The following is an 11,630-nucleotide window of genomic DNA, read 5'->3' on the forward strand; positions in this document are numbered from 1 at the left end:
GCCCAGATCGCCTAGCGGTCTGGGGTTTCTTCTTTGCGCGGCGGAAAGTTGGCCAGAGGTCGTTCCTGCAGGCGCGTATGGTGCGCTGTGCGCACCGACCAATACGGGGGGTTATCGTGGTGCGCACGGTATGTCGGTGTCTGGTGGCGCTCGGGTAGAATGCGGCGAATTCCGCTGGGGACTTTCATGTCTGACTCGCCCTCCGAATCTTCCTTATCTTCCTTGCCGATTGAGCAGTTGGTCGCCTGTCATGAGTGCGATCTATTGATGCGCAAGCCGATGCTGCAGGATGGTGAAAGTGCCGAGTGCCCTCGTTGTGGTTATGAGTTGTTCAGCCACCGTCATCATGTAGTACGGCGTAGCCTGGCGCTGGTATTAACGGCTCTACTGCTCTATATCCCGGCAAACTTCCTGCCGATCATGCAGCTCAATCTGTTGGGCCAAACCTCGCAGGACACTGTCTGGAGTGGTGTGCTAGGTCTGTATGAGAGCGGCATGCAAGGCATTGCAGTGGTGGTGTTCCTTTGCAGCATGGCCGTGCCGCTGCTCAAGCTGCTGTGTCAGTTGCTGGTTCTGTTGAGCATCCGCCTCGACTTCGGGCGTAGCTACGGTCTGTTGCTTTACCGGATCTATCACCACATGCGCGAGTGGGGGATGCTCGAGGTCTATCTGATGGGCATTCTGGTTGCCATGGTGAAGTTGATGGACCTAGCTGACCTGAGCCTGGGCTTGGGGTTGTTCTGCTTCATCGCATTGCTTCTGGTGCAGGTGTGGCTTGAAGTGACCATGTCTCCGCATCAGATTTGGGAAGCGCTGTCCGGGGAGGACATCCATGCGGGCGATTGATGCCGGACTACTGGTCTGCCACGAGTGTCACCAGATCAATCCGGTCGAGGAGGGTGCCAGGCATCAGTACTGCAGTCGCTGTGGTGGTCAGGTACATGCACGTCGCCCCAATAGCCTGGTGCGCACCTGGGCTTTGCTGTTGACCTCGGCGATTCTCTATATCCCGGCCAACCTGCTGCCGATCATGACCGTCAACAGTTTGGGCAAAGGCGCGCCGGCGACCATCATGGGCGGTGTGGTGGAACTCGTTCATCTTGGGATGCTGCCGATTGCGGCGGTAGTGTTTATCGCCAGTATCCTGGTGCCCACATTCAAGCTGGTTGGCATCGCTCTATTGCTCTATTCGGTGCAGCGGCATCAGCCAATGTCCGCTCGCCAGCGTATTCTCATGTATCGCTTCATCGAGTGGATCGGCCGCTGGTCGATGCTCGACATCTTCGTCATCGCAATTTTGGTGGCGCTGGTGAATTTTGGCAGCCTGGCCAGTATCGAAGCTGGCGCCGGCGCCGCGGCCTTTGCCAGTGTGGTAATCCTAACCATGCTGGCAGCCCTGACGTTCGACCCTCGCCTTATCTGGGATAACACGGAAACCGATCATGACTGACCTTCCTCTGGCCAAGACGCGTCCTGCTTCGAACTGGTCGGCCATTTGGGTGTTGCCGCTTATCGCGCTGCTGATTGGTGGTTGGCTGGCCTGGCGCGCCTATAGCGAGGCAGGCATTCAGGTCGAATTGGTATTTGCCAGCGGGGAGGGTATTCAGGCTGGCAAGACCGAGCTGATGTTCAAGGGTATGGCGGTAGGCAAGGTGACCGCTATCAGTCTCGACTCGAGTGGTGAGAAACGTGGCGTGGTCACCCAGTTGGAAGTGAACAAGGAGCTGGAGCAATACCTGCGTAGCGGCACGCGCTTCTGGTTGGTCAAGCCCAAAGTCAGCCTGGCCGGTATCAGTGGTCTGGAGACGCTGGTATCGGGTAACTACATTACCTTCAGTCCGGGCGAGGGTGAGGTGACGCGCAGCTTTACCGCCCTGCCTCAGGAACCGCCCATGGGCGATGACGTGCCTGGCTTGCATATCACCCTGAAAGCCGAACGCTTGGGCTCGCTCAATCGTGACAGTCCCGTGTTCTACCGGCAGATTCAGGTTGGCCGGGTGAAGAGCTACACCTTGGGAGAGGACCAGAGCACGGTTGAAGTGAAGGTGTTCATCGAGCCTGCATACGCGCATCTGGTACGCAAACATACGCGCTTCTGGAATGCCAGCGGTATCAGTGTCGATGCCGATCTGTCGGGTTTCAAGCTGCGCAGCGAATCGCTGGCCAGCATCGTTGCCGGCGGTATCGCCTTCGCCACGCCTGAGCATCGCAAGGACAGCCCGGCGACCGACCCTGCGCTGCCATTTCGTCTGTATGAGGATTACGACGAGGCTCAGGCAGGCATCAAGGTTATCGTCAAACTCAGTGAGTTCGATGGTTTGCAGGAAGGCCGCACGCCGGTGATGTACAAGGGCATCCAGATTGGCTCGCTGAAAACCATGCAGATAGACCGTGACCTTAACAGTGCGACGGCTGAACTGACGATCAATCCATTGGCTGAAGATTATCTGGTCGAAGGCTCGGATTTCTGGGTGGTCAAACCCTCCATTTCCCTGGCCGGTATCACAGGGCTCGAAGCCTTGGTCAAGGGTAACTACATTGCCGTGCGTCCCGGTGATAAAGGCAATCCGCCGGCACGCAGCTTCGTGGCTCGCAGCAAGGCGCCACCTCTTGACCTGGGCGCGCCGGGCCTGCATCTGGTGTTGTTCAGCGATCAGCTAGGCTCCATCGAAGTGGGTAGTCCGGTGCTCTACCGGCAGATCAAGGTCGGCTCGGTGCAGAGTTACCAGCTGGGACGCGATAACAGTCAGGTGGTACTCGGTGTGCATATCGAGCCGGATTACGTGCACCTGGTGAACACCTCCACGCGTTTCTGGAATGCCAGTGGCATCACCCTCAAGGGGGGGCTGTCCGGTGTCGAGGTCAAGAGTGAGTCGCTGCAGACGCTGTTGGCAGGCGGCATCGCTTTCGACACGCTTGATCTGCAAGCCGCTAGATCGGATCGCCAGGTGCAGCGCTTCGCTTTACATGCTGACCGTGACAGTGCCTTGCAACTGGGTCAGCAGATCACCATTCGGCTGGCCGATGGCGATGGTCTGCAGCCGGGCACGCTGGTGCGCTACAAGGGGTTGGAGGTTGGCAAGGTCGAGAACCTCAGCCTGACCGATGACCTGCAAGCGGTGATCCTCAACGTGCGTATCACTCAGGCAGCCGAGCAGATCGCCCGTGAGGGGACGCGCTTCTGGGTGGTGAAGCCGGAACTGAGCCTGATCCGTGCCGCGAATCTTGGCACCCTGGTCAGTGGCCAGTATCTGGAAGTGCAGCCCTCGGCGCATAAAGGGGCGCGCCGTACCGAATTCACCGCGTTGGCCAGTGCGCCGAATCAGGCTGTGCGTGAGGAAGGCTTGCGCCTGGTGCTGAGCGCGCCGCGCCGTGGTTCGATCAAGCCGGGTGTACTGGTCAGCTACCGCGAGGTGCCGGTGGGCAAGGTGGTGGATTTCGAACTGGGGCCGACCTCGGATCGCGTGCTGATTCATGTACTGATCGAACCACGTTATGCGCCGCTGGTGCGTTCGGGCAGCCGCTTCTGGAATGCCAGTGGCATCGGTGTGGATGCCGGGCTGTTCAAGGGCGTGAAAGTGCGGACCGAGTCGCTAGAGGCGCTGCTCGAAGGCGGTATCGCCTTCGCCACACCGAACAATCCGGAGATGGGTGGGCCGGCGCAGCCGGGGCAGACGTTTGCACTGTTCGACGAGCCGCAGGATGCCTGGATGCAGTGGGCGCCGAAGATCGTGCTGGAGCAGTAAGACCATCATGGAAATGAAAGGGGCCGCAGTGAGCGGCCCCTTTCATTTTTGCGGCTATAAAAGCTCGCGGCTGAAGCGGAATGCCGCCCAGCCGCTCCTACACGTGTGTGAGTCGTAGGAGCGGCTTCAGCCGCGATGCGTTCAGGCCGGCTCGATGGCTTCTTCCTGCGCAGGCGCCTGAGCCTTGGCATTCTCGCGCGGCTTGATGAACTTCCAGTCCGCTTCGTCGATATAGATGCCGTTGGGGCCGCTGCCGCCTTCGAGGTCGATGGCCACGTGGGCCGAGACCTGCGGCTTGACCGAGGCCAGGATCGGCACGAAGCCGAGCTGCAGGCTGGTCTCGATCAGGGCCTGCTGGTTGCGTTCGTCGATGTCTGCCGCCTCGTCGAGGTAGTAGGGCAGGCGTACGCGTCCGGCCTGCTCGCGATCCATCAGGTGCAGCAACAGGTACATGTTGGTCAGCGCCTTGATGGTCATGGTGGTGCCGTTGGAAGCAGCGCCATCGATGTCGGTGTGAATCACCGGCTGGCCATGCACCTTGGTGATCTCGAAAGCCAGTTCGAACAGATCCTTCAGGCCCAACTGGTTGCCATTGGCCGCCACCAGGCGCGACAGGTAGTCCTTGGCTTCCTCGTTCTTGGCATCCTGATCGGCCGATTGCGACAGGTCGAACACCGACAGGGTTTCGCCTTCCTCGTACTGGCCGGCGCTGTGGATGATCTGGTCGATATGGCGCAGGGCTTCCTTGTTCGGTGCCAGGACGATGCGGAAGCTTTGCAGGTTGGAGACCTGGCGCTTGTTGATCTCGCGGTTGAACAGCGCCAGCTGGTGTTCCAGGTTGTCGTAGTCGCTGCGGATATTGCGCAGGGTACGGGCGATATCGGTGACTGCCGCACGGCGCGCCTTGGCCAAGGTCAGGGCTTCGTCCTGGCGGTGGGCGTAGGCGTTGACCAGCAGTTGCAGGCGGCGCTCGACGTCGTCTTCACTGTCGAACTTGGCCACCCCTTTCAGGCGCACCTGGGCGTAGAGGGCTTCGATCTGGCCGTCGATGCGCTGCAGCGCCTGCCAGGTGTCCTGGTAGTCGTTGAGCAGCGGCAGCAGGTTGTCCAGCGAGTCGTCCACCGGCTCCATAAATGGCGTGCCGAACGGCAAGTCGGCCGGCAGCAACTGGCGACGACGCAGGGCATCTTCCAGGGTGCGTTCCTTGGCCTCCAGATCCGCCAGTTGGCGGCCGACCAGTTGCAGCTTGGCGGACAGCTGCTGCACGCGCTCGGCGAAGGCATCGCTGGCACGCTTGAGTTCGTCCTGAGCGCCTTCCAGTTCGGCCAGGCGTTCCAGCTTCTGCGGCTCCTCGGCGGCCAGGGTCTGGCTCTTGCGGAAGTCTTCCAGGGCTTTCTGTGCATCGAGCACGGCCTGGTACAGCGTCTCGGCCTGGGCCTTGCTGGCGGCGCGGTCGGCGGCGACCGACTGCTGGGTCTTGAGCTGCTTGAGCTCGCGCTCCAGACGATCCTTCTGGTCGCGCAGGGCGGCGCGGTCGGCCAGTGCCTGCAGCGCTGGCGGTTCGATATGGCTGAGGTCGATGGACAGGCCCGGCACGGCGAAGGTGTCGCCCTTGAAGCGATCCAGCACTGCTTCGACCGCCTTGACCCAGTCGTCACCGTCGGCCTGGATGCCTTTCTCACCCAGTGGCAGGCTGAACAGTTGGCCGTTGAACAGGCGCATCAGGCGGTCGACGTCCTGCTGGCTGAATTCCTCGCGCAGGCGCGAGTAGCTGTTGTTGTCGGCGTGGTCGAGCTGCTGCTTGACCGACTTGAGGCGTTTTTCCAGATCGCGCAGGCGCTCGTCCAGGTCTTCGCTGGAGAACTGCCGCGACTGCGCCAGGGCGCCGGCCAGTTCGTCGTGGGCGTCCTTGGCGGCGAGCAGTTGCTCTTCCAGTACCTTGGCATCGTCCACTAGGGCGAAGCGGTTCTTCAGCACCGAAAGTTCGCCGAGCCAGCGCTGGATCTCGCTGATCTCGCGCTCCAGGCGCATCAGCTCACTGGTGCCGCCACGCTGCTCGTTCTGCAGGCCGTCCTGCTCGCTGCGGTAATGCTCGGCCTGGATCACCAGCTCTTCCTTGCGCGCATCGGCATAGTCGTGCCAGGTGCCCAGCAGGTTGTCGAGCAACGGCGAGAGGCGGTGCAGCTTGCCGCGCAGCACTTCGCGCTGGGCCACGCCCGAGGCCAGCGCTTCGATCAACGGGCCGGCGGTGACCAGCGCCTGGTAGTCCTGCTCCATACGGCGTACGTCGCGGAAGGCTTCCTCGGTGGCGGCGATATAGTCGACGCTGCCGGAGCGCAGGCTGTGCTCGAAGGCATCGAGGAACAGCTGCTTGAGCTTGGCGGCGGTGATCTCGCGCATGTGCAGCAGGTTGATGAACAGGGCGCGGAAGGTCTTCAGGCTCTGCTCGCTGGTCGAGCGCAGCGGGATCAGGGTCAGATCCAGCGGAATGCTGGTGTGACCGCCGACCAGCAGGCGACGCAGTTCGTCGGGCTTCAGTTCGTAGGCGGTGATGCCGGCCTGGCCGAGGTTCTTGAACAGCTCACGCTGACGCAGGCAGGTGCCGTTCTGCTGATAGTGCTCCAGATCCAGCTCGCCGGCGTAGGCGAAGAACTGGTGGCCGAAGCCGCCACCGGGGCCGCGACCGGCTACGCCGATTACGTGCGGGCCATGGGGCAGGGCGACCTCGACGAGGATGTAGCTGGTGTCGCTGGCGAAGTAGAACTTGCGCGAGGCTTCCAGGCTGTACTTGCCGAAGCTCATGTCCGACATGCGCGCCAGGATGGGAAACTGCAGGGCGTTGATCGAGGCGGATTTACCCAGGTTGTTGGCGCCGTACACCGACAGCGGGTTTTCCAGCGGGAACAGGCCGAGACTGTAGCCGGCGGTATTCAGCAGGGCGAAGCGGCGGATGCCGTAGCGTTCCTGGCTCATGCGTCCATCTCCTGTGCGGCGCGTTCTTCGGCCATGGCGCGGGCCAGGGCGTCTTCCTCGGATTCTTCAGCGTCCACGACTGCGAGCGGATCGGCGTCGCCGTCATCGTCCAGCAGCACCGGTGCCGGCAGCGGCAGGTCACTGCTGTGCAGGCTGGCGGCCAGGTCGCGGTCGTGCTGCACCGACAGGCAGACGTCGAGGAAACGGTGCATCGGTGGCAGGAAACGGTACACGCCGTTGCTGTCCTCGGCGAAACCGAGCTGGATGAGGCGGCGGATGATCTTGTCTTCCAGCTCCTCGAAAGTGGTGACTTCGGCCTGGAGGAACAGGTCGCGGTACTTTTCCAGCAGCGCCGGCAGCTCGTCACGGCCGATGCTGCCGCCGTCGAGTACGGAGAGCGGGTCGCGGCCCTGGTCGGCCAGGTGCTCGACGAGGATGAAGGTGAACAGCGCCAGGCGTTGGGCGGTCTTGTTCACCTGCGGCGCCACCTGCTCGGGCACGAAGTAGTAGAAACCGCGCGGGTCGCAGACCAGCTCGAAGCCGAGGGCGCGGAACAGCGCACGATACTGATCCTGCATGCTGGACAGCTGGGCGTAGCACTCCGGCTCGCTGCGCGAGATGTGGTAGCCCTTGAACAGGTCGCGGAAGGCGGCCGCGAGCTGGGTCATTTCTTTCAGATCGATGTTCATACGCAAGTCATCTGACGAATGTGGGAGCGAGCTCTGCTCGCGAAGCGTCCCGTAGTCGTTCGCGAGCAGAGCTCGCTCCTACAGGCTCGATCAAGGCAATCAACAAGGTGGAGCAAAGAAGGCGTTGGCTGCGCGCCCTGGTCCACCCTAGGTAAAAATCAGGCACTGGGGCGGCCCACCAACGCATAGGAGCTGATGCTGATTTCGTGCTCGCGGGTCAGGTAGGTCTGACGTTCCAGGCGGTCGCGCTGGAAGCGGCCTTCACGCGACAGGCGCGAGAACCAGTAGAGCAACTCGTCGGTGGCGCCTTCCGGTTCCTGCTCCAGCAGCCAGGTCATCAGGTCCGGCAGTGGCAGGGCCTGTTCGCAGCGCTCGATCATCTCCCGCGCGGTTTTCGGCGCCTTGGGCGCGCCAGCCTTGCGGCTGTTGCTGGCCTTGGGGAAATGCGCCGGCTTGGCTTCGAAGCGCGCCAGGGCGTAGACGTAGGCCTCGACCTGGCTGGCGCTGCCGAGGAAGTTGCTCTGCGGACGGGTGAACAGCGGCATGGCTGCCTGCGGCACGGCGTCGATACCCTTCTTGCGGATTACCGACAGCGCCAGCGCAGCGCCACGGGTCACGGCGTTGTGCCGACGGGCTTCCTCGCGCAGCGGCAGGAGCAGTTCGCGGGCCTTGCGCAGGGTGAGCTGGGCGGTGGTCTGCATTTCCAGGATGCGCGCGTGGGTACGCAGCAGCAGGTCGTCGTCGACCAACTGGCCGAGACGCTGCTGGTCGCCGAGCAGGCGCAGCAGCACCTGTTCGACGCGGCGCACGCCCTGCTCGAAAGCGCCGTCGGCGGCGACCAGTTGAATCATCGGCTCGACGTATTCGTCCCAGGTGGCCAGCACCTCGGCGTAACGTTGGCGCAGGGGAATCTGCCGGTCGCTGGTCTTGGCCCGGTCGGCCACGCTGACCAGCGCCTGTTCGTCGTTGGCCAACTTCTTCAGTACATCGCGCACGCGCATATCGAGCAGGCGTAGCTGACGCGCCAGGTCGTGGGCGTCGCGCACCTCGAAGGCGTCCTGGATATAGCCGGCCAGGCGCTCCAGGTGGCGCAGGTAGGCTTCGATTTCCAGGCACAGGCCGAGGCGGTGTTCGCGGCGCAGGTAGGCCAGGAAGTCATGAATCTGCGCATTGAGCTCGAAACGATTGGGGCTCTTCGCCACTGGCACAAGGATGTCCAGACGAATCCAGGTGTCGAGCAGGGCAGTGGTGTCGCTGGGCGTGGTGTCGGGCAACTGGGTGGCGAGCTGGTTGCGCAGCTCCACCAGGCTCAGGGTGCCGGCGTCGAAACGCTCGCAGAGCGGTTCGAGCAACGTCCAGTGTTCGGCGAGGGCGCGCAAAACGCGCTTGGGATCGATCATCGAGGCGCCGGGTCCAGGCAAGTGAAAAGGGGAGGATTGTACTGCAAGCGCGATGCCTGTTTTGAGTCCCAATCGATCAGAGGCATGGAGCAGCGATGCCGGGGACAAGCTTATCGCGACGTGACGTCATCGGGCTGTAATCAGGCTTTCATAGCCTGTCAGCCCAGGCAGGCCGAATAATGGTCATGGCCTGTTGTACAAAAAATCTCCAATGCCCTTTCGATATGCGCCGGTTATCGGCACAATTCGCGTCCACTTTTTTCCGGGGGGCTGAAACCCTCCATTGGCCGACCTTGCTGGGGCGACGAGATGATCCAGACGCCGTACTACCTCATCGACAAACAGAAGCTTCTGGTCAACCTGGAGAAGATCGCCTACGTGCGCGAGAACTCTGGTGCCAAGGCGCTGCTGGCGCTGAAATGCTTCGCCACCTGGTCGGTGTTCGACCTGATGCAGCAATACATGGACGGCACCACGTCGTCTTCGCTGTATGAGCTGAAACTGGGCCGGCAGAAGTTCGCCGGCGAAACCCACGCCTACAGCGTGGCCTGGGCCGACGACGAGATCGAAGAGATGGTCGCCAACTGCGACAAGATCATCTTCAACTCCATCGGCCAGCTCGAACGCTTCGCCGAGCGTACCGAGGGCACCATCCGCGGCCTGCGCGTCAACCCGCAGGTGAGCAGCTCCGATTACCTGCTGGCCGACCCGGCGCGGCCGTTCAGCCGCCTCGGTGAGTGGGATCCAGTCAAGATCGAGCAGGTCATGGGGCAGATTTCCGGCTTCATGTTCCACAACAACTGCGAGAACGGCAGCTTCGAGCTGTTCGACAAGATGCTCACCACCATCGAGGAGCGCTTCGGTCACCTGATCGCCCAGGTCGAGTGGGTCAGCCTCGGTGGCGGCATCCACTTCACCGGCGAGGGCTATCCGATCGATGCCTTCTGCGCGCGGCTAAAAGCCTTCTCCGAGAAGTACGGCGTGCAGGTGTATCTGGAGCCGGGCGAGGCGGCGATCACCCTCAGCGCCTCGCTGGAAGTGACCGTGCTCGACACCCTGTACAACGGCAAGCACCTGGCGGTGGTCGACAGCTCCATCGAGGCGCACATGCTGGATCTCTTGATCTACCGCCTCAACGCCAAGATGGCGCCGAATGACGGCGAACACACCTACATGGTCTGCGGCAAGAGCTGCCTGGCCGGGGATATCTTCGGCGAGTACCAGTTCGACAAGCCGCTGCAGATCGGTGATCGCCTGTCGTTCATCGATGCGGCCGGTTACACCATGGTCAAGAAAAACTGGTTCAACGGCCTGAAGATGCCGTCCATCGTGGTGAAACAACTCGACGGCAGCGTCGAGGTAGTGCGCCAGTTCGAGTTCGACGACTACCTGTCCAGCCTGTCCTGACATTGTTGTGGTGGGCTGAAGCCCACCCTACACCGAGTCTTGAGTCAAGTAGGGTGGGCTTCAGCCCACCACCCAAAATACGCATCAAAACGCTTTCAACAACGCAGTTCCCAGGAGGTGAAACAATTGAAGAAGAATGTTCTGATCATTGGAGCAGGAGGTGTTGCCAAGGTGGTGGCCCATAAGTGCGCGCAACACAATGACGAGTTAGGTCGCATTGCAATTGCGTCGCGCAACATCTCCAAATGCCAGGCCATCATCGACAGCGTGCAGGCAAAGGGCGGTCTCAAGCAGCCCGGCGAGATCAAGGCCTATGCGCTGAACGCCCTGGACGTGGATGCGACCAAGGCACTGATCCGCGAAACCGAATCGCAGATCGTCATTAACGTCGGTTCGGCGTTCCTCAACATGTCCGTGCTGCGTGCCTGCATCGATACCGGCGTCGCCTATCTGGACACCGCCATCCACGAAGATCCGAGCAAGATCTGTGAAACCCCGCCGTGGTATGGCAACTACGAGTGGAAGCACCTGGCCGAATGCCAGGACAAGGGCGTGACCGCCATCCTCGGCGTCGGCTTCGACCCGGGCGTAGTCAACTCCTATGCCGCTCTGGCGCAACAACAGTACTTCGACAAGATCGAGTCGATCGACATCCTCGACGTCAACGCCGGTTCGCACGGCAAGTACTTCGCCACCAATTTCGACCCGGAAATCAATTTCCGCGAATTCACCGGCACGGTCTACAGCTGGCAGAACAGCCAGTGGGTGAGCAACCGCATGTTCGAAGTCAAACGCACCGACGATCTGCCGGTGGTGGGCGAACAGAACCTGTACCTGACCGGCCATGACGAGGTGCACTCGCTGTCCAAGCACCTCGATGTACCGAACGTCCGCTTCTGGATGAGCTTCGGCGACCACTACATCAACGTGTTCACCGTGCTGAAGAACCTCGGCCTGCTCTCCGAGCAGCCGGTCAAGACCGCCGAAGGCCTTGAGGTGGTACCGCTCAAGGTGGTCAAGGCCGTGCTGCCCGACCCTGCCTCGCTGGCGCCGGGCTACACCGGCAAGACCTGCATCGGCGATCTGGTCAAGGGCACCAAGGATGGTCAGCCGCGCGAGCTGTTCATCTACAACGTGGCCGACCACGAAGAGGCCTTCGCCGAGACCGACAGCCAGGGTATTTCCTACACCGCCGGTGTGCCGCCGGTCGCCGCTGCGCTGCTGGTGGCGCGTGGTGAGTGGGATGCCAAGCGTATGGTCAACGTCGAGGAGCTGCCGGCCGAGCCGTTCCTCAAGCTGCTGGACGTAATGGGCCTGCCTACCCGCATCAAGGACGAGCATGGCGACCGTCCCTGGGATCAGTAAGCCCAGGTGAACCCCAGAAGCCCCGCTGCGCAAGCAGCGGGGTTTTTGTT

At 61.9% G+C, this 11,630-nt stretch carries 8 protein-coding genes; 5 read left to right on the forward strand and 3 right to left on the reverse strand.

Annotation, left to right across the window (positions count from 1 at the left end):
• Nucleotides 1-186: 186 nt before the first annotated feature.
• Genes N5J71_RS21395 through N5J71_RS21405 form a run of 3 tightly spaced genes read left to right on the forward strand, consistent with a single transcriptional unit; the run spans nucleotide 187 to nucleotide 3,746 of the window.
• Nucleotides 187-846, forward strand: a complete 660-nt coding sequence (locus N5J71_RS21395) for a paraquat-inducible protein A (protein ID WP_004424279.1) — start codon at nucleotides 187-189, stop codon at nucleotides 844-846.
• Nucleotides 833-1,450 (forward strand): paraquat-inducible protein A, encoded by a 618-nt coding sequence (locus tag N5J71_RS21400; protein ID WP_004424276.1) that lies wholly within the window; start codon nucleotides 833-835, stop codon nucleotides 1,448-1,450. Before N5J71_RS21395 ends, N5J71_RS21400 begins: the two co-directional genes overlap by 14 nt.
• The gene (locus tag N5J71_RS21405; protein WP_279917612.1) at nucleotides 1,443-3,746 is read left to right on the forward strand and encodes a PqiB family protein; all 2,304 of its coding nucleotides are present in this window, start codon (nucleotides 1,443-1,445) and stop codon (nucleotides 3,744-3,746) included. Before N5J71_RS21400 ends, N5J71_RS21405 begins: the two co-directional genes overlap by 8 nt.
• Before the next feature lie 141 nt (nucleotides 3,747-3,887).
• Here the strand turns inward: N5J71_RS21405 and mksF are convergent, their stop codons facing one another.
• From mksF to mksB, 3 genes are all read right to left on the reverse strand, one after another.
• Nucleotides 3,888-6,719, reverse strand: a complete 2,832-nt coding sequence (mksF, locus tag N5J71_RS21410; protein WP_279917613.1) for an Mks condensin complex protein MksF — start codon at nucleotides 6,717-6,719, stop codon at nucleotides 3,888-3,890.
• Nucleotides 6,716-7,408 carry an Mks condensin complex protein MksE gene (mksE, locus tag N5J71_RS21415; RefSeq protein ID WP_084341796.1) on the reverse strand — a complete coding sequence of 231 codons (693 nt, stop codon included), beginning with the start codon at nucleotides 7,406-7,408 and terminating at the stop codon, nucleotides 6,716-6,718. The genes mksF and mksE overlap by 4 nt, the downstream gene beginning before the upstream one ends.
• A gap of 158 nt (nucleotides 7,409-7,566) precedes the next feature.
• The gene (gene mksB / locus N5J71_RS21420) at nucleotides 7,567-8,808 is read right to left on the reverse strand and encodes an Mks condensin complex protein MksB (protein WP_074861250.1); all 1,242 of its coding nucleotides are present in this window, start codon (nucleotides 8,806-8,808) and stop codon (nucleotides 7,567-7,569) included.
• 309 nt (nucleotides 8,809-9,117) lie between these two features.
• Here mksB and N5J71_RS21425 point away from each other — a divergent pair, with 309 nt between their 5' ends.
• Both N5J71_RS21425 and N5J71_RS21430 read left to right on the forward strand, forming a co-directional pair.
• Complete coding sequence (locus N5J71_RS21425; protein ID WP_004424263.1) at nucleotides 9,118-10,215, forward strand: carboxynorspermidine decarboxylase; 1,098 nt, start codon at nucleotides 9,118-9,120, stop codon at nucleotides 10,213-10,215.
• A 126-nt stretch (nucleotides 10,216-10,341) separates the two neighbouring features.
• A complete protein-coding gene (locus tag N5J71_RS21430) occupies nucleotides 10,342-11,580 on the forward strand; it encodes a saccharopine dehydrogenase family protein (RefSeq protein WP_004424260.1) in 1,239 nt (412 codons plus the stop codon).
• Nucleotides 11,581-11,630 lie beyond the last annotated feature (50 nt).

This window comes from Ectopseudomonas oleovorans (genome assembly GCF_029845265.1).
Lineage (GTDB): Bacteria > Pseudomonadota > Gammaproteobacteria > Pseudomonadales > Pseudomonadaceae > Aquipseudomonas > Aquipseudomonas oleovorans.

Coding starts and splice junctions, on each gene's coding strand:
- mksE (WP_084341796.1), bottom strand. CDS start 7,408: ATGAACATCGATCTGAAAGAAATGACCCAGCTCGCGGCCGCCTTCCGC.
- mksF (WP_279917613.1), bottom strand. CDS start 6,719: ATGAGCCAGGAACGCTACGGCATCCGCCGCTTCGCCCTGCTGAATACC.
- N5J71_RS21400 (WP_004424276.1), top strand. CDS start 833: ATGCGGGCGATTGATGCCGGACTACTGGTCTGCCACGAGTGTCACCAG.
- N5J71_RS21395 (WP_004424279.1), top strand. CDS start 187: ATGTCTGACTCGCCCTCCGAATCTTCCTTATCTTCCTTGCCGATTGAG.
- N5J71_RS21425 (WP_004424263.1), top strand. CDS start 9,118: ATGATCCAGACGCCGTACTACCTCATCGACAAACAGAAGCTTCTGGTC.
- mksB (WP_074861250.1), bottom strand. CDS start 8,808: ATGATCGATCCCAAGCGCGTTTTGCGCGCCCTCGCCGAACACTGGACG.
- N5J71_RS21405 (WP_279917612.1), top strand. CDS start 1,443: ATGACTGACCTTCCTCTGGCCAAGACGCGTCCTGCTTCGAACTGGTCG.